Raw genomic sequence first — 18,615 nt, 5'->3', positions numbered from 1 at the left:
CTTTTGATATTAAATAGAAAAAGTAACTAATAAAATACTTATAACTGCTAGTATAATCCCTATCCAGTTTCTTTGAATTAATTTTTCTTTAAAAAAGAAAATTCCAGCAAATGTAGACACTAATAAAATGGCAACATTGTTAATTATAAAGATAGTAGAACTATCCATATTAGGATTACGTAATGCTTGAATCAAAAAATATATTGAAAAATAGTTTGGGATACCTAGGCAAATTCCTGCGATAATATTTTTAATGGATACTTTTAATTTAGAAGTAATTGCTTTATAAATTAATACAAATACTCCTATTATTGCTGCAAAACCAAAAATAGATGATGAAAAAATTGCTGTATCTATTTCAGAAACGTAATTCTTTTCCATAAACTTTAGACTTGTATCTATGATACCACTTCCTATAAAAACTAGAAAAGGGTAAATTAGATTTTCTTTTTTTATAGAAATCCCATCGTTAGTTTTTATCGAGGTCATATAAACAGCAACTAAAGCTAATGTGATTCCTACTATTTTTAATATTCCAGTACTTTCTTTATATATAAGTATCCCGAATACAACAGGAATAGCAACACTCATTTTAGTTGCTACAGCTGCTACTGATATACCACTCTTCTGAGTGGTAATTGCCATTAAGTTGAAGATTAATATAAAGATAAGCCCTAAGGCAATCGTTCCATAAAACCAATCAAATTTTATGATAGTTGTTATGGTGATCGGTTTAGGGTATGCGACTAATCCAGATAATGAAGCAACAATATAATTAATGATAATTGCCTGTAATGTGTCTACGTTGTATTTAGAGAACAGCTTAAAAGTTATTAAAATCCAACTAGAGGCGAGTATACTTAGTAATAGATATATCAAAACAAATTAGATTTTATGGTAAATAGATTTGTAACATCTTCCTTTTTGGGGTCATTATTCCATATATTAATTCCTAGCTCCTGAGCTGCAGTTGTATTAGCAAAAGTGTCATCAATAAAAAGAGTTTCTGATGGATTTAATTGATGTTTGTCTAATACGAACTCGAAAATATCTAAATTAGGTTTTCTTAAATTGATCTCATGTGAAAGATAGAATTTGTGAAAGCAAGATTTAAAATCATAATAAAATGGGATATTCTCCTTTATCCAATTTATGTGTAATTCGTTTGTATTGCTTAATAAAATCAACTTATATGTTTTATTTTTAAATAATTTTTGAAGGAACTCTAAACGATGTTCTGGAAAATCGTTTAGAATAGCATTCCAGGCATTTATTATTTTTCTTTCAGAAACATCGGGAAGTAACTTTTGATAATGGTTTATAAAATCTGTAGTTGTAATTTCTCCGGTTTCATAGGATTCATTTAAGTGTTCTAGATCTTTTGTGAAGAGAGGTAATCCAAGTTTTGTAAGTTCCCTTATTGTAGCTGACTTATCTAGATTTATAAAGACATCACCAAAATCAAAAATAATAGTTTTAATCATTATAATATATTCTTAAGGTGTCGTCAATTATTTTTTTCTCTGAGGTTCGTTTAGATTCAAGTGCAGGAGCTTTTACTCCTTTTAGAAAACTATTCATTCCTGTAAATACCCTTGCTTCATCCCATAAGTTTTCATTGATAAATGATTGAATGGTGTAATTACCTCCCTCGATAATTACAGATTGAATCTCGTGAGAATGAAGGATGTTACAAATTTGTTGAGGAACATTGTTCTTAGAATCAATCATCTCATATGTTAAAACAGTATCCTCATTTTCTTGTTTGTAATCACTAGTTGTAATTACAATTGTTTTTACGGTTTTATCTAAAATAGAAGAACCTTTTGGGATTTTGTTATAAAGGTCAATTATTATTCTTACAGGGTTGGTGCCGGACCAATCTCTAATAGTAAGTCTTGGGTTATCTTCTATTACTGTTTTGTTTCCAACAAGGATAGCTTGTTCTTCTGCTCTCCATTTATGAACTAATTGTCTTGAGTAAGAATTTGTGATCCACACGGGAGCTCTTTTTGTTGTTTTTTCTGGAGCAATAAATCCATCTATAGTTTGTGCCCATTTGAGAATAATATAGGGGCGTTTTTTATTGTGGAATGTAAAAAAACGCTTGTGATGTTTTCTACATTCAACTTCTAAAACACCTAGAGTCACATTGCATCCAGCATTTTTAAGTTTTTCGATACCTCTTCCAGAAACTTTACTATGTGTATCTATTGTTCCTATAACTACGTTTGGTATTTGATGCCTTATAATAAGATCGCTACAAGGAGGAGTTTTTCCAAAATGAGAACATGGTTCCAGAGTTACATATAGAGTGGCTTTTTTTAATAAAGCTGTGTCTTTTACCGATTGTATTGCATTTACTTCAGCGTGACTACCTCCATATGGACTAGTGTAGCCTTCTCCTATAATCATATTATCAAGAACAATAACGCAACCAACCATCGGGTTTGGTCTGGCATTGCCTAATGCATTTTTTCCAATTTGAATGCAACGTCTTATGTATTTTTCGTGTAGTGTATTCACTCTAACTATTTTAAACTTACTTCTTGTTCTTTATTGATCTTATACGGATAAGAAAAATTTCCGAAATGATATTTAATGTTTCCTTCATAACGAATAAGAAGAGAATCTGTCTGTACCATTTTAATTACACTATTAAGAAGGCTATTTTTGTTTTCTTCATAAATCTTAGAAAGTGAAAATGTTCCTTCTAATGGAATCGTAAATTCTTTTTTAGATGGGACATCAAATTCTTTAGAAGAAATAGAACCTACATCTATGTTATCAACAAAAACTCTGATGTCATCAATAGAAAGTTTACCATTTAAGTTATTAGGGTTATTAAAAACTGCATCTGCTTGTATTGTTATATTACGCATACTGACATTTTTAACATCAATATTTGTAATATATTTAAACTCGGGTTTTTTAGATATAGAACAGCTAGAAATTATGAGAAATATTGTTGATAATAATAAAAGCTTCTTCATTGATTACTGTATGGATTTAACGTATATTTCATCTATATAAAAAGATGAAAGTCATTAATTTTTAGATTAACAAAAGTAGTATTTAAATATTATAATGAGTACGATAAAAATTCGTTCAGTTGCACCAGAAGATAACCAAGCTTTAGCTCAAGTAATTAGAGATGTTTTGATTGAGATGGGAGTTCCTAAGGTCGGGACAGCTTATGAGGACGAAGCATTAGATGTAATGTATGAAACTTATGATGCTCCTCGAAAAAAATATTTTGTTGTAGAAGATGATGGTAAGATTATTGGCGGTGCGGGAATTGCCCAATTAGAAAAAGGAAGTTCAGAAATATGTGAGCTTCAAAAAATGTATTTTCTACCAGAAGCAAGAGGAAAAGGTTTAGGTTCGCAAATGATGAGTAAATGTCTCGATTTTGCAAAAGAACAAGGGTTTGTTAAATGTTATTTGGAGACTATGCCTTATATGAAAGAAGCTAGAAAGTTGTACGGAAGAGTAGGATTTAAAGCTTTAGATGCACCGATGGGGGATACAGGACATTATAGTTGTCAAGCTTGGATGATTAAAGATTTGTAGGTTTGAAAATTAAAGATCTTAGAAAAGATTTTATAGATTCTTTGGCAGGGCTTTATAATAGAGAAGAAGTAGAATCTTTTTTTTATATGCTTTCCGAAAAGTATTTAGATATGAGGCGTGTTGATATCGCTTTGGCTTTAGGTAATGAGGTTAATGATGATAAAATATCTTGTTTTGCTACTGCAAAAGAAAGATTGTTTAATCAGGATCCTATTCAGTATATCATTGGGGATACAGAATTTTATGGATTGTTATTTAAAGTTAATAAAAATGTATTGATTCCTAGGCCAGAAACTGAAGAGTTGGTAGATTGGATTATAAAGAATCAAGAAGGTGAAAAAAGAAATCGAAAACTAAAAATTATAGATATAGGTACCGGTAGTGGTTGTATTGCGATTTCTCTTGCTAAAAACATACCAAATTCAGAAGTATATGCCATAGATGTTTCAGAAAAAGCATTGGAGATTGCAAGGTTAAATGCTGCTGATAATGATGTGGAGGTAAATTTTATTAAAGCAAATGCTCTTGAATTGGATAGTTTAGATGGTGATTATGATGTTATAGTCTCTAATCCTCCATATGTTAGAGAACTTGAAAAAAAAGAAATACAGCCTAATGTGTTGGATAATGAGCCTCATTTAGCACTTTTTGTTTCAGATGAAAACCCCTTAATTTTCTATAAAAAAATTACCGAATTAGCCAAGAGTTCATTGGCTTTGGGTGGTTTGTTGTATTTTGAAATTAATCAATATCTTGGAAAAGAAACTAAAGTAATGATCCAAGAACAGGGATATCAAGCTGTTAATCTTCGTAAAGATTTATACGGGAATGATCGAATGATACAAGCAGGTTTAATTAAAAATAATATAAAAAATCTATGAATGATTTAACTTCTATTTGTGTTTTTTGTGGAAGTAGTGAAGGGAATGATGTTGACGTTGTGGAGCAAGCTTTGCAATTAGGGCAACAGCTAGCTCAAGAAAATATAGTATTGGTATATGGTGCTGCAAAGATTGGTATTATGGGTAAAGTAGCCGAAGGTGCACTTGCTCATAATGGTAAAGTAATTGGTGTTATTCCTGATTTTCTTAAGCTAAAGGAAGTAGTCCATTTAGGATTAACAGAATTGATAACTACTGATAATATGCATGAACGTAAAATGAAAATGCATAAGCTTAGTGATGGTTTTATCACATTACCTGGAGGTTTTGGAACATTAGAAGAATTATTTGAGATTATTACTTGGTCTCAATTGGGTTTACATCAAAAACCGATTGGTCTTTTGAATACCAATGGTTTTTATGATCACCTGTTGTTAATGTTAGAAAATATGGTTCATAATGGTTTCTTAAAAAAGAGTAATTATGATTTATTGATAGTAGAAGATGATATTGATCGTCTTTTGCAAAAAATGAAAGCGTTTAAACCTATTCAGGTACCGAAATGGTTAAAACCTGAAGGGACATAAAAAATAAAGTAAAATACGGATAGCAGCGTAATGAGTATAGAGCAGCAAATCAATAAAATAAGAGAAGAGTTAAGGCAACATAATTATAATTATTATGTGCTTGATGCAGCAACGATAAGTGATTATGAATTTGATATGAAGCTGAAAGAGCTTCAGGAGATGGAAGAAAAACATCCTGAGTTTTATGATCCAAATTCACCAACATTAAGGGTTGGTGGAGAAGTTACTAAGAATTTTAATACAGTTGTTCATGAACAACGGATGTATTCGTTAGATAATTCTTATTCTAAGGAAGATTTGTTGGATTGGGAAACTAGAATTAAGAAGTTGGTGGATGGAGATGTAAGTTATACGTGTGAGCTAAAGTATGATGGTGCTTCGATTAGTTTGACGTATGAAAACGGAGAATTAATTCGGGCAGTGACGCGAGGTGATGGGATCCAAGGAGATGATGTTACCACAAATGTAAAAACGATTAAATCAGTTCCTTTAAAACTTAAAGGTGATTATCCGGTTAAATTTGATATACGGGGAGAAATCGTATTACCTTATGAGGGTTTTGCAAAGATGAATCAAGAACGTGTCGCTGCGGGAGAAGAGCCTTATGCGAACCCAAGAAATACAGCTTCAGGAAGTTTAAAATTACAAGATAGTAGTGAGACCGCTAAACGTCCTTTAGATTGTTTATTGTATAATCTTGCTGGAGATCGATTAGGTATTTCTTCACAATATGAAAGTCTTGAAAAAGCTAGGCAATGGGGGTTTAAGGTGCCTCAAGAATCTCGTTTAGTTAATTCTATAGATGAGGTTTTAGAGTTTGTTAATCTTTGGGATCAGAAAAGAAGAGATTTACCTTATGAGACTGATGGCGTTGTAATTAAAGTAAATAATCTACAACAACAAGAAGAGTTAGGATTTACGTCTAAAGCTCCGAGATGGGCTATGGCGTATAAGTTTAAAGCAGAACAGGCGGTTACTAAACTTAATGAGATTACATATCAAGTAGGTAGAACAGGAGCAATTACACCTGTGGCTAACTTAGAACCTGTTCAATTAGCAGGAACAACTGTAAGAAGAGCTTCATTGCATAATGCAGATCAAATTCAGAAATTAGATATCAGAGAAAATGATACTGTTTTTGTAGAAAAGGGAGGTGAGATTATACCAAAGATTGTAAGTGTTGATTTTACTAAAAGAGACCATAATTCTATTCCTACTCAGTATATATCATCTTGTCCAGAATGTGGTACGGATTTGATAAGGAAAGAAGGAGAAGCACAGCATTATTGTCCTAATATTTATGGTTGTCCTCCGCAGATTGTTGGAAGAATACAGCATTATATTTCTCGTAAGGCTCTTGATATAGAAGGTTTAGGAGGTGAGACAGTTGCTCTTTTGGTAAAAGAAGGTCTGATTACTAATTATGCGGATTTATATGAATTAACAAAAGAACAAGTCATTCCTTTGGAGAGAATGGCTGAGAAAAGTGCGGATAATTTAATAGAAGGAATTTTAAAATCTAAAGAAATTCCATTTGAGAGAGTCTTGTTTGGTTTGGGGATTAGATATGTTGGAGAAACCGTAGCAAAAAAGTTGGCTAAACATTATAAAACTATAGATGCAATTATAGCTGCTACTGAGGAAGAATTGGTTAATGTAGATGAAATTGGTATTAAAATTGCCCAAAGTGTGCGAGAATTTTTTAATTCAGAATCTAATAAAACGCTTGTAGAAAAGCTTTTAAGTCACGGAGTCCAATTGCAAATTTCTGCAGATAAATTGGCTAATCAAACAGAGACTTTAAAAGGTCAAACTTTTGTAGTATCTGGAGTTTTTGAAAAAGTATCTCGGAATGAACTCAAAAAATTAATAGAAGATAACGGAGGAAAAGTTTCTAGCTCAATTTCTTCAAAGACAACATATGTCGTTGCTGGAGCGAATATGGGGCCAAGTAAACTAGAAAAAGCAAACAAACTCGGAATTGTGATTATAAGTGAAGATGATTTTCTTAACTTAATTGAATAATGAAAATAAGAACCCTCATAAAAATATTACTGTTAATTACCGGTAGTTTATGTGTTTTGAGTACAATACTACAAAATCAAACCATAGAGTTGTATTCAAAACCAATGACAGTGCCTTTGTTTTTTATGTTGTATTGGTTTAATGTAAAAAAGGTTGATGCTCTGTTTGTACTGGTATTATTTCTTTGTTTTATGGGGGATATATTTTTACTAACGGGAATAGAGAATGGGTTTAGGTATGTTTTATTGAGCTATACCTTAAGTTATTTCATTCTTTTTTATTTCTTGTTTAAAAATCATAAGCAAATAGATTATAATAAAACAGACTTGGTCTATCTAGGAGTTTTTTTAGTAGTCTGGACGGTTATTGTCTATCAAATTTATGCTGTCACTAATCAGTCGATGGGGGATATAAGGCCTTTTGGAATTGTGTATATTATCATTCTATATTTTTTATTAATTGGAGCAGTATTTCAATATGTTAATATTAGATCTCCTAAGTCTCTTTGGTTTACAATTGCTATTTTAAATTTTATTATAAGTGATGCTTGCTTCGCATTAGATAAGTTTTATGTTCCTTCTTTAGAGCTTAAGATAATTAATGCTATCTATCAGTTACTGGCGGTTTTCTTTTTGGTAAAGTTTAAGATTTCTAGTTCGGATTCGCTAAAAATTAAAACATAGCTCTTTGTTTGCTTTTAATCATTTAATTGAAATTTAGTATATTAACAAAAGGAAAAATTGTTTAATATAGTGTATGATGGGGATTTCTCCCTTTTTTTTATACCACCTAAATCGAATGAATGAGGGAAAACTACTAAAATTTATAATTTCTTTTTTGGTTGTGCTACAGGTTTTAGGATTCTTATTTCAGAATTCTTTGTTGTGTAGTGCCAGTACATCTTTATTGTTTATATCAATAGCATTTAAGTATATACTAGAAAGTAAGAAAATAAAACCGGTGCATATTCTTGTGCTATTTTTATTTTTCATTTCGGAGTTAATGCACTTAATAACTGAAATAGGAACAATAAAACACAGGATGCTTGTCCGTATAATTGGATACATTATGTTGTTTTATTTTCTTTACTATAATCATAAATCTTTTAAGTATAATCGCAGAGATGTTTTTACGCTAGTTCTAGGAAGTCTATTATATACAGTAATTTTTTTTATTACATATTCGGTAGTTAGAGAGCCAATGGGGAATTTAAGTTTAATCGGTTTTCTACATTTATTATTGTTGTATGTTTTGCTTATCGTAGGGGCAATGCATTATATAAATATAAGATCAGAAAAGTCTTTATGGTTCTTTTTGGCAATTTTAAACTTTTCATTTAGTGATTTTGTTTTATTGATTGATGAGTTTTATCTTCAATCTAGCGAGCTAAAAGTTATTCGCTTAATATGTCAGCCTTTAGCTCTTGTTTTTTTAGTGAATTATATGATTACAAAATATGAATATTTGAAATCTGAAGAGTTTGAAGGCTTTTAGAAAGTATAAAGAAGTATAGTTGGATAAAATAAAATTAGCATATAGATTATTGTATATTTCAGGAGTTATGTTATTACTGACTTCTATTTTTCATGAGCCTTGGTTAGTCTATACCAAAACTCTTGTCGTTATTTCATTGTCTTTTTTTTATTTAGTTGCTGCAAAAAAAATAAGATATCTAGTTTTAATAGCGCTAATGATAGTTTTAATATCAGAGGTATTGTCTGTTATAGATTTCAAAAAATATTTTAGAGTAATTAATGTTCTGATGTCATTTTATTATTGTTTTAATATGATGTTATTATGGAAGAGTTTAAAGAAAGTGAAAATACAACTGAAAAGAATTTTTACCATTCAATTAGGGATTACTATGAGTTTAATTACTTATGTAGTTTACTCAGTAGCAGATATGATTTCTCTAAATGTTGGGGATGATCAATTTTATCTCAATATCCTTATAATTTTGTTTATATTATTTATTGGTTTTTGTTATTATATCTACTTAAACAGTAAAACTGTAGTGAGTTCATCTTTAATGATAGCGGCATCTTGCTTTCTTATTGTAAATATTTTGACGATATTAAATAAAATGTATGTATACCTCGATGTGTTTGTAGTTATTACAAATGTTTTACAATTATTTGGGCACTATTTTTTGGTTAAGTTTTTTGTGGAGCAAGAGGACTTGAAACCAGATGATGTAGAATTTTTTTAATTTAATTGTTGATATTTAGTATTTTGAAATGATATTAATATTCACTAAAAATAACATTTGCAAATATTGAGACCCATTAGCCCGTCATATGTATTGTTTTATTTTTCTTATGTTGTGGTTATTTTGGTTGCTTTTTTTTGTGAAAGAATACATTTGATATATGTCAAGCCATTAGTTCCAGTTTCTCTTATAGTTATTTATATTATTAAGACTAAGGTTGTAAATGTTTTTTATATCCTTAGTATGATTGCTATTGCTATTAATGATACATTAGTTTATGCTGATTTTGATAAGTATTTTAATGTAGTTGGGATGTTGATCATTTCTTTTTATTTGATAAATATATTTTTATTAAGAAGTTATATCTCTCTAGCTGATATTAAATTAAAGAAGTTAGCTTCTTTTCCTATTATTATAAGTTTTATTTTAATATCATATTTGATTTTTTCGGTGTCTCAATTAGTGCTTCCTGTTCTTATGGATTCTATTGTTACTTTCTTCGCAATTCTTTTTGCAGTCCTTCTTTTTGTAGGGGTCTGTTTCTTTATTTATATTACAGATAGGTATCAAGGCAATTTTAAACTTTTTATATCAGCGAGTTGCTGTTTGTTTGTGAATGCTTTGTTATTAATTAATCATTTTTATTATTATGCTAGGGAGTTTACAATATTAGCAAATATTGCAGAGATTGCAGGGTTGTATTTTTTCTTGCAATTTTTAATAGAAGCAAGACTGCTAGATAGAGAGGATAACTATTTAAAGGATGTCTAAACCTTTAGATGAATCGAGGAATAAAACAGATTTATCACTAATGTTAATTATATAACTAAAAGTTAAATTATTTAGTTTTTTTCAATTTTCTTATGCTCTTCTACATGAATTTAAGATGTAAAATAGCTACATTTGTCACTTAATCTTTTTTATAAATGATTTTAAAGGGTCTTAAACGTAATGCACTAAAAAAAAGCATTGAATCTCATATCAAGTCTAGAAAATCTAGAGCAAAAGAGGTTTCTAGTATTAAAAGTTTAGCAGTTTTAATTGATGCCTCTCAATCTGTTAATGTATTGTCATTAGTTAAGTTAGCTAATGAATTAGGCGTTAAATCTGATAGGTTAAAAGTAATGGGATATAAAGAAGATCAGAAAGAAATTTCTGATGATAAAGATGCAGCCTATTATAATGATAAAAGTTTTGGTGTTGGTGGAGCTGTTAAAAGTAATTCTTTAAAAGATTTTATAAATGAGGAATATGATGTTTTGATCAACTTTTATTCAGAAAGTAAACAAGAATTAGATTATGTAGCGGCAGCTTCTAAGGCCAAGTTTAAAGTTGGTTTTGCAGAAATTGATAACCGCATAAATGATTTAGTTATTGGTTCTGCAGATCAGAACATAAATCTCTTTATTTCCGAATTAAAAAAATATTTAAAAATTTTACAGATTATATAATATGAGTGCTTTTCTGAAAGGAACTGGTGTTGCATTAGCTACACCTTTTAAGAATGATGGTTCAATTGATTTTGATGGAGTTGAATCTTTAGTAGAATTTTGTGTTAATGGTGGAGTAGAGTATCTGGTAGTATTGGGTACGACTGCAGAATCAGTTACGCTTTCTAAGGACGAAAAAAAGGCTTTAGTAGATCATATTGTTACTGTAAATAAAAAGAGATTACCTTTAGTAATTGGTATAGGAGGAAATAATACTGCGTCAATTATCCAAGAAATAAAAGACACGGAATTGTCAGCTTTTGATGCGATATTATCTGTGGTTCCTATGTATAATAGACCTACTCAAGAAGGTATATATCAACATTTTAAAATTATTAATGATCAATCACCATTGCCAGTTTTATTATATAATGTTCCATCCCGAACAGGAACCAATATGGCTGCCGAAACGACTTTGAAATTAGCGCAATTAGATAAAATTGTTGGAATTAAAGAAGCAACGGGTGATTTTACACAAGTGTTAAAGATTTTAAAGGATCGTCCAAAGGGTTTTCTTGTTATTTCTGGGGATGATGCTTTAGCATTACCAGCAGTTACTGCAGGTGGAGATGGAGTTATTAGTGTAATTGGTCAAGGGTTTCCAGAAGAGTTTTCAGAAATGATCCGTTTGGGACTTTCTGGAGATACACAACAAGCTTTTGAAATCTTATATAAATTATTACCAATTTTAGATTATGCTTTTGAAGAAGGTAACCCTGCTGGAATCAAGAATATTCTAAAAAACAAAGGGGTTTGTGATGATCATTTGCGTCTGCCTTTAATTCCAGTCTCTAAAAATTTAGCAGATAGAATAGATGATTATATAAAGAATAATTAATAAGCTTTTATGGCCAAGAAAATAAAAGATCCTGGTATTGGTCTTTCGTCTAATAAAAGAGCGAAACGATTTATTAATAAAGATGGTTCTTTTAATATAAAACATCTCAATAGACGTACATCCATTTCTAGGAGTTATAATTACTTGATAAGTATATCTTGGTTTAAATTCTTTTGTTGGGTGTTTTTAGGCTATGTGTTTATAAATTCAGTATTCGCTATTATATATGTATTAGTTGGAATCTCTGCGATAACAGTTCCAACCGGAAGTATTATAGGAGATTTTATGAAAGCCTTCTTTTTTTCTGCTCAGACTGTAACTACTGTAGGGTACGGAGCAATGGCTCCAAAAGGAGTAGTTTTTGGTGTTATTTCTTCGATTGAGGCTTTGATAGGGTTGTTAAGTTTTTCTTTTATTACTGGGTTGTTGTATGGAAGATTTTCTAAGCCTAAATCAAGTATTAGGTTTAGCGATATTATGGTTTTAAGAGAACATAATAATGTCAATAGTATTATGTTTAGATTAATGAGCAGGAGTACAAATGTTATGATTCGTCCAAAAGTTGAGGTTACATTGGCGTTATCTCAAAAAACCGAAAATGATAAATATGTAAATAACTTTTACAATTTAAAATTAGAAAGAAATGAAATTACATATTTACCAACAACTTGGACAGTAGTTCATCCAATTAATGAATCGAGTCCTTTATCAGAATTTAAAAAAGAAGAATTACCTCAATTACACGGAGAAATTTTAATATTAGTTACGTATTATGATGAGTCTTTTGCTCAAGAAGTACATCAAGTGCATTCTTATATGTTACACAATTTAAATATTGACAAAGCTTTTATCCCAGCTTTTCATTATGATGAAGAGGGCTTTACTGTTTTAGATCATGATAAAATAGGAGAAACAAAAACCTTGTAATGAATAAATTAAGTAACGTTCTTTTTTTCTTTTTTCTTTTGCAACAACCCCGTCTTTTTTTAGTTCTTTAATAGATGAATTAAAGTTTTTGTAATACGGCAGAAATATCTATTTTTGCCAGATGTTTTTTAAGATATGAAGAAATTTTTGTTTTTGCTGATTTTAGTGATAGCTTTTGGTTCCTGTAGTGAGTATCAAAAAGTACTCAAAGCAGAAGAAGTTGGACCTAAATATAAATTAGCAGAAGAGTTATATAAAGAAGGGAAGTATAAAAAAGCATTACGACTTTTTGAACAGATTGTACCTCAGTTTAGAGGAAAACCACAAGCAGAAAGAGTGATGTATTATTATTCTGATACGTATTATAATTTGGAAGACTACTATCTTGCAGGTTATCAGTTTGAAAGATTTGCTAAGTCGTATCCTAATAGTGATAAAAGAGAAGAGGCTTCTTATAAAGGAGCAAAAAGCTATTATTACCTTTCTCCAAGATATAGTTTGGATCAGACGGAAACAGATGAAGCTTTAGAAAAATTACAAACATATATAAATGCTTTTCCAGATAGTGAAAATCTTGAGGAAGCTAATAGCTTAGTTGCAGAATTAAGAAATAAAAAGGAGAAAAAAGCTTTTGAAATAGCAAAACGCTATCATCATAGAGAGAATTATAAAGTAGCTATTAATGCCTTTGATAACTATTTAATAGATTATCCTGGTTCTACTTTTAGAGAAAAAGCATTATATTACAAGCTAGAATCTCAATATTTACTTGCAATTGGGAGTTATGATGTACTTGTAAAAGAACGACTTGAAGTTGCTAATGGTTTTTATAATAATTATAAAAAGTATTATAAAGAAGGAGAGTTTACTGCGGATGCAGAAGAAATATCAGAAGATATCAAGACACGATTAGAACAATATAAATAGAAAATTTAGGAGAAGATGGATTTGAAAAAAAGTAATGCGCCTGTTAATACTACTACAATTGATAAGAATTTAGTAGATCAGCCTACAGGTAATATTTATGAGGCAATTTCTGTAATATCTAAAAGAGCCAATCAAATTAATACTGATATAAAAAAAGAGCTTTTAGAAAAGTTAGATGAGTTTGCTACTTACAATGACAGTTTAGAAGAAATCTTTGAAAACAAAGAACAGATAGAAGTTTCTAAATTTTATGAAAGATTACCTAAGCCACATTCTCTTGCAGCGCAAGAATGGTTAGATGGTAAAATATACTTCAGAAATACAAAGACAGATTCTGAATCGTTATAAGTATGTCATCAATATTAGGCGGTAAAAAAATTCTTATAGGTGTTACCGCTGGTATTGCTGCATATAAAACAGCTTCATTGGTGCGTCTTTTTATTAAATCAGGCGCACAAGTAAAGGTTGTAATGACTCCTGCAGCAAAAGATTTCGTAACGCCACTTACACTTTCTACATTATCTAAGAATCCAGTGCATTCATCCTTTTATGATGAAGAAGATGAGAACGCAGAATGGAATAACCATGTAGAGTTGGGGTTATGGGCGGATATCATGCTTATAGCACCAGCCACAGCTAATACTTTATCTAAGATGTCAACTGGTAGTAGTAACAATCTACTTTTGGCGACTTATCTATCTGCAAAATGCCCTGTGTATTTTGCTCCGGCAATGGATTTAGATATGTACAATCATCCATCAACACACGAAACCTTCAAAAAGCTTCAGTCTTTCGGTAATATCATGATTCCAGCAGAATCAGGAGAGCTAGCAAGTGGATTAGTAGGACAAGGTAGAATGGCGGAGCCTGCTACTATAATTCGTTTTATAGAAGAGGATATTTTAGGAAAATTACCTTTAAAAGGGCAAAAAGTTTTAATTACAGCAGGCCCAACATATGAGGCTATCGATCCAGTTCGTTTTATAGGAAATCATTCTAGTGGACGTATGGGGATAGAGTTAGCAAAAACAGCGGCTTATCTAGGAGCAGAGGTGTCATTAATATTGGGGCCTTCTTCACTTAAGGTTTCTCATGACTTTATAAATGTAATACCTGTTGTAAGTGCAGCTTCTATGTATGAAGCGGTAACTAAAGAATTTGAAAATTGCAATATAGCTATAGCTTCTGCGGCGGTTGCAGATTACAGACCAAAGAATGTTTCTGATCAAAAAATAAAAAAATCCGATACTAGCTTTTCCATTGAATTAGAGCGCACTACTGATATCCTTAAATGGATGGGTTCTGTGAAAAAAGATCAATTTTTAGTTGGTTTTGCATTAGAAACAGAGAATGAAGAACAAAATGCAAAAGGCAAACTAGAGAAGAAGAACTTGGATCTAATTGTACTTAATTCTCTTAATGATAAAGGTGCTGGTTTTAAAGGGCAAACAAATAAAGTAACACTGATTAATCATAAATTAGAAATTAAAGCGTTTGAATTAAAGACCAAGACTGAGGTTGCACAGGATATTTTTAATGAAATTAATGAACAACGTAATGCGTAAAATTTTTCCATTTGTTATACTGTTATTTGGTATTATAGTTAATGCTCAAGAGTTTAATGCCACAGTGGTGGTAAATGCAGAACAAACAGGAAATCCAAATTTACAAGTTTATAAGACATTAGAAAGATCGGTTACAGAGTTTATTAATAATACAAAATGGACTGAGTTAGATTATCGAACTGAAGAACGAATAGATTGCAGTTTCTTTATTACCATTAATGGAAATAGCAATGATAGTTTTAATGCTACGGTGCAAGTTCAAGCTTCTAGACCTATATATGGTTCTAATTATAAGACTACTATATTGAATATTAATGATAAACAGTTTAATTTTCAGTACTTAGAGTTCCAGCCTTTAAATTATAATCCTAACAATTTTGAATCAAACCTTATTTCTGTAGTTGCTTTTTACTTGTATACCATATTGGGAGTTGATGCGGATTCTTTCGAATTAAATTCTGGAACTGCATATTATCAAGAAGCTAAAAATATAGTAGGGAACGCTCAAGGAGGTAATACAGTTGGTTGGAACGGTCAAGATGGTCCCCAAACTAGATTTAGATTAAATGATGATTTATTATCTGGTACTTTTGACGGATATAGAACTGCGTTATATTCTTATCACAGAGAAGGACTGGATATTATGAGTAATGATCTTAAAAAAGGTAAAGAGTCTATTTTAGAATCAATGAAAACTCTCGAAGGACTGCATAGAACCAGGCCTAATTCATATATAATGAGAGTGTTTTTTGATGCAAAAGCGGATGAGGTTTCAAAAATCCTTTCTGGAGGACCTTCAATGAATATTGCAGAGACTATGTCGATACTAAGTAGAATAGCACCTACCTATGCTACTAACTGGGCAGAGATAAAATTATAAGTTTTTCTTCTTGAAATTGAAATCTTTTTAAAACTATAGTATCTTTACTTTCTTTAATAAATAATAAAAATATTACTATCCTTTGTTAAGAAGTCTTTCAATAAAAAACTTCGCTTTAATTGAACAACTACAGGTTTCTTTTGATGCCGGTTTAATTACAATTACTGGAGAAACCGGAGCGGGTAAGTCTTTACTTTTAGGTGCCTTAGGGCTTTTGTTAGGGAAAAGAGCCGATCTATCAAGTGTCAAAGATAATTCCGTAAAATGCAGTATCGAAGGTGTTTTCGATATAGAAAAGTATAAACTTAAAACGTTTTTCGAAGAAGAAGATTTAGATTATGAATCAGAAACTATTATAAGAAGAGAGATTCTGCCGTCTGGTAAATCAAGAGCTTTTATTAATGATACACCAGTTACTTTAAATTCTTTAAATAAGTTAGGGGTCCGATTAATTGATATTCATAGTCAGCATCAAACCTTAGAAGTTACTACCAATGATTTTCAGTTTGAAGTACTGGATGCTTTATCAGATTGTGGTAGAGAAATAGAATCTTATAAACGTGGCTTATCTTTATTAAAAATTAAAGAAAAAGAAGAAAAAGCATTAATAGAGAGTCAACAGGAGCTAACAAAAGAACACGATTACAATTCTTTTTTACTGAACGAATTAGAAGAAGCAAAGCTTAAACCAGGAGAGCTGGCTGAGTTAGAAGAGCGCTATGAGACGTTAAATAATATCGAAGAGATACAAGAGCGACTGTCTTCTTCTGTTTCATTAGTTTCTTCGGAAGAAGTTGGGGTTTCTGACCTTCTAAATACAATAAAAGCAAGTCTTTCTAAAGTGGCCCAGTATTCTGGGACTTTAAAAGAGTTATCGGATAGGATTCAAAGTGTTTCTATCGAATTAGAAGATATACATGATTCTTTGCAGAATGAACTTGAAGGTTTAGATGCAGATCCTGTGCAATTAGAAGAACTGAGTCAACGATTACAAATTATTCATAACCTTCAAACGAAACACACTGTATCCTCCATTGAAGAATTGATTGTAATAAAAGAAAACTTACAGGAAAAAGTTGCTAAAACAGAATCGCTTTCTGAGACTATAGAAAATATTAGAAAAGATATAACAACTACACAAAAACAGTTAGACGAGCTCGCAGTTAGAATTCATAATAAAAGAATAAAAGCGTTACCAAAACTAATATCTGAATTAGAAGGTATTTTAAGTGCGTTGGGAATGCCCAATGCCACTTTTAAAACAGCTTTAACCTTACAAGAAAAATACTTCTCTAATGGAAAAGAAGTTTTAGAGTTTCTATTTTCTGCCAATAAAGGAGGTGTATATGGAGAGTTAAAGAAAGTTGCTTCTGGAGGAGAATTATCTAGGATTATGATAGCTATTAAAGCAATACTCTCTAGATATACGCAATTACCGACAATAATTTTTGATGAGATAGATACTGGTGTTTCAGGAGAAATTGCACATAAAATGGCGGATTTGATGATGGCTATGAGTAAAAATCTTCAAGTGTTTAGTATTACTCATTTACCTCAAATTGCGGCAAATGGACAGAGTCAATATAAAGTCTACAAGGAAGATGTAAATGATACTACAGTCACTAGACTTAGATTACTAAATGAAGAAGATAGAGTCCGCGAAATTGCAGAAATGATAGGTGGTAAGGACATTTCTGATTCTGCTTTAACACATGCCAAATCATTGTTAAATAATTAAACTAAAGTTTATAGAGTATGGTTTAGGTTTAGGACGTTTTGTTATCTTTACCATTCATAAATCATTTATAATTGAGTATTAAATGTCTTACAATTTATTAAAAGGTAAAAGAGGGATAATTTTTGGCGCACTTGATGAAAATTCAATCGCTTGGAAAACAGCAGAACGTGTTTTTGAAGAAGGAGGAACTTTTGTGCTAACAAATGCTCCAGTTGCGATGCGTATGGGAGCTATCAAGGACCTTGCGGAGAAAACAAATTCTCAAATTATACCTGCAGATGCAACATCGTTAGAAGATTTAGAAAATCTTGTGGAGAAATCAGTGGAGATTTTAGGAGGAAAATTGGATTTTGTTTTACACTCTATCGGGATGTCAGTTAATGTTAGAAAAGGGCGTCACTATACGGATCTAAATTATGATTGGAGTGAAAAAGGATGGGATGTATCTGCATTATCGTTTCATAAAACAATGCAAACATTGTACAAGAAAGAAGCAATGAATGAGTGGGGTAGTATCGTAGCTCTTACGTATATGGCTGCTCAGCGAGTTTTTCCTGATTATAATGATATGGCTGATAATAAAGCGTATCTAGAATCGATAGCTCGTAGTTTTGGTTATTTCTTTGGTAGAGATAAAAAGGTTAGAGTGAATACAATTTCACAATCACCAACGCCTACTACAGCAGGAAAAGGAGTAAAAGGATTTGATGGTTTTATTGAATACGCCGATAAAATGTCTCCCCTAGGTAACGCATCAGCGGATGAATGTGCAGATTATACAATTACGTTGTTTTCTGATTTAACAAAGAAGGTAACATTACAAAATCTATATCACGATGGAGGGTTTTCTAACATGGGAGTGAGTCAGATGGTGATGGAAAAATTTGTCGACGAAGAATAGTATTGATTTACGTTTAAATATAACAAAAAGCTTGATTCATTATGGATTAAGCTTTTTTAATTTTAGTATTATCC

The 18,615-nt window shown here is 31.0% G+C and carries 21 protein-coding genes; 17 read left to right on the top strand and 4 right to left on the bottom strand.

The window, feature by feature from the left end:
• Window positions 1-9 precede the first annotated feature (9 nt).
• The 4 genes from J8L88_RS18250 to J8L88_RS18235 are packed head-to-tail and all read right to left on the bottom strand — an operon-like array spanning window position 10 to window position 2,882.
• On the bottom strand, window positions 10-879 hold the full coding sequence (locus J8L88_RS18250; protein ID WP_027393575.1) for a GRP family sugar transporter: 870 nt from the start codon (window positions 877-879) through the stop codon (window positions 10-12).
• Window positions 876-1,484: an HAD family phosphatase gene (locus J8L88_RS18245; RefSeq protein ID WP_211061492.1), complete on the bottom strand. Its 609-nt coding sequence runs from the start codon at window positions 1,482-1,484 to the stop codon at window positions 876-878. The genes J8L88_RS18250 and J8L88_RS18245 overlap by 4 nt, the downstream gene beginning before the upstream one ends.
• The gene (gene ribD / locus J8L88_RS18240; RefSeq protein ID WP_371813694.1) at window positions 1,477-2,526 is read right to left on the bottom strand and encodes a bifunctional diaminohydroxyphosphoribosylaminopyrimidine deaminase/5-amino-6-(5-phosphoribosylamino)uracil reductase RibD; all 1,050 of its coding nucleotides are present in this window, start codon (window positions 2,524-2,526) and stop codon (window positions 1,477-1,479) included. Before ribD ends, J8L88_RS18245 begins: the two co-directional genes overlap by 8 nt.
• 5 nt (window positions 2,527-2,531) lie before the next feature.
• Window positions 2,532-2,882: a hypothetical protein gene (locus tag J8L88_RS18235; protein WP_051336160.1), complete on the bottom strand. Its 351-nt coding sequence runs from the start codon at window positions 2,880-2,882 to the stop codon at window positions 2,532-2,534.
• A 205-nt stretch (window positions 2,883-3,087) separates the two neighbouring features.
• Between J8L88_RS18235 and J8L88_RS18230 the strand changes: the two genes are divergently transcribed.
• From J8L88_RS18230 to J8L88_RS18150, 17 genes are all read left to right on the top strand, one after another.
• Window positions 3,088-3,573: a GNAT family N-acetyltransferase gene (locus J8L88_RS18230; RefSeq protein ID WP_027393579.1), complete on the top strand. Its 486-nt coding sequence runs from the start codon at window positions 3,088-3,090 to the stop codon at window positions 3,571-3,573.
• Window positions 3,574-3,575: 2 nt separating this feature from the next.
• A complete protein-coding gene (gene prmC / locus J8L88_RS18225) occupies window positions 3,576-4,454 on the top strand; it encodes a peptide chain release factor N(5)-glutamine methyltransferase (RefSeq protein ID WP_211061491.1) in 879 nt (292 codons plus the stop codon).
• Window positions 4,451-5,041 carry a TIGR00730 family Rossman fold protein gene (locus J8L88_RS18220; protein WP_027393581.1) on the top strand — a complete coding sequence of 197 codons (591 nt, stop codon included), beginning with the start codon at window positions 4,451-4,453 and terminating at the stop codon, window positions 5,039-5,041. Before prmC ends, J8L88_RS18220 begins: the two co-directional genes overlap by 4 nt.
• A gap of 30 nt (window positions 5,042-5,071) precedes the next feature.
• A complete protein-coding gene (ligA, locus tag J8L88_RS18215; RefSeq protein WP_118385876.1) occupies window positions 5,072-7,066 on the top strand; it encodes an NAD-dependent DNA ligase LigA in 1,995 nt (664 codons plus the stop codon).
• Window positions 7,066-7,749, top strand: a complete 684-nt coding sequence (locus J8L88_RS18210; protein WP_108805329.1) for a lysoplasmalogenase family protein — start codon at window positions 7,066-7,068, stop codon at window positions 7,747-7,749. Before ligA ends, J8L88_RS18210 begins: the two co-directional genes overlap by 1 nt.
• A gap of 115 nt (window positions 7,750-7,864) precedes the next feature.
• Window positions 7,865-8,560 (top strand): hypothetical protein, encoded by a 696-nt coding sequence (locus J8L88_RS18205; protein WP_118385877.1) that lies wholly within the window; start codon window positions 7,865-7,867, stop codon window positions 8,558-8,560.
• Window positions 8,561-8,579: 19 nt separating this feature from the next.
• Window positions 8,580-9,275: a hypothetical protein gene (locus tag J8L88_RS18200; protein WP_027393585.1), complete on the top strand. Its 696-nt coding sequence runs from the start codon at window positions 8,580-8,582 to the stop codon at window positions 9,273-9,275.
• Window positions 9,276-9,428: 153 nt separating this feature from the next.
• Window positions 9,429-10,046: a hypothetical protein gene (locus tag J8L88_RS18195; protein ID WP_162897335.1), complete on the top strand. Its 618-nt coding sequence runs from the start codon at window positions 9,429-9,431 to the stop codon at window positions 10,044-10,046.
• 155 nt (window positions 10,047-10,201) lie between these two features.
• On the top strand, window positions 10,202-10,726 hold the full coding sequence (locus J8L88_RS18190; RefSeq protein WP_233557616.1) for a hypothetical protein: 525 nt from the start codon (window positions 10,202-10,204) through the stop codon (window positions 10,724-10,726).
• 1 nt (window position 10,727) lies between these two features.
• Complete coding sequence (gene dapA / locus J8L88_RS18185; protein ID WP_211061490.1) at window positions 10,728-11,603, top strand: 4-hydroxy-tetrahydrodipicolinate synthase; 876 nt, start codon at window positions 10,728-10,730, stop codon at window positions 11,601-11,603.
• Between the two features lie 9 nt (window positions 11,604-11,612).
• On the top strand, window positions 11,613-12,530 hold the full coding sequence (locus tag J8L88_RS18180) for an ion channel (protein ID WP_027393589.1): 918 nt from the start codon (window positions 11,613-11,615) through the stop codon (window positions 12,528-12,530).
• Between the two features lie 135 nt (window positions 12,531-12,665).
• Complete coding sequence (locus J8L88_RS18175; RefSeq protein ID WP_118385879.1) at window positions 12,666-13,457, top strand: outer membrane protein assembly factor BamD; 792 nt, start codon at window positions 12,666-12,668, stop codon at window positions 13,455-13,457.
• Between the two features lie 15 nt (window positions 13,458-13,472).
• Window positions 13,473-13,805, top strand: coding sequence for a DNA-directed RNA polymerase subunit omega (locus tag J8L88_RS18170; protein WP_027393591.1), 333 nt, complete (start codon window positions 13,473-13,475; stop codon window positions 13,803-13,805).
• A gap of 2 nt (window positions 13,806-13,807) precedes the next feature.
• Window positions 13,808-15,022: a bifunctional phosphopantothenoylcysteine decarboxylase/phosphopantothenate--cysteine ligase CoaBC gene (gene coaBC / locus J8L88_RS18165; RefSeq protein WP_118385880.1), complete on the top strand. Its 1,215-nt coding sequence runs from the start codon at window positions 13,808-13,810 to the stop codon at window positions 15,020-15,022.
• Window positions 15,015-15,902, top strand: coding sequence for a DUF4835 family protein (locus J8L88_RS18160; protein WP_027393593.1), 888 nt, complete (start codon window positions 15,015-15,017; stop codon window positions 15,900-15,902). Before coaBC ends, J8L88_RS18160 begins: the two co-directional genes overlap by 8 nt.
• 82 nt (window positions 15,903-15,984) lie before the next feature.
• Complete coding sequence (gene recN, locus J8L88_RS18155) at window positions 15,985-17,640, top strand: DNA repair protein RecN (RefSeq protein WP_211061489.1); 1,656 nt, start codon at window positions 15,985-15,987, stop codon at window positions 17,638-17,640.
• Window positions 17,641-17,722: 82 nt separating this feature from the next.
• The gene (locus J8L88_RS18150) at window positions 17,723-18,541 is read left to right on the top strand and encodes an enoyl-ACP reductase (RefSeq protein ID WP_027393595.1); all 819 of its coding nucleotides are present in this window, start codon (window positions 17,723-17,725) and stop codon (window positions 18,539-18,541) included.
• Window positions 18,542-18,615 lie beyond the last annotated feature (74 nt).

It is taken from the genome of Aquimarina sp. MMG015, assembly GCF_018100855.1.
GTDB classification, from domain to species: domain Bacteria; phylum Bacteroidota; class Bacteroidia; order Flavobacteriales; family Flavobacteriaceae; genus Aquimarina; species Aquimarina latercula.
The sequence above is the reverse complement of the archived record's forward strand: the minus strand, read 5'-3'. Positions and strand labels throughout refer to the sequence as shown.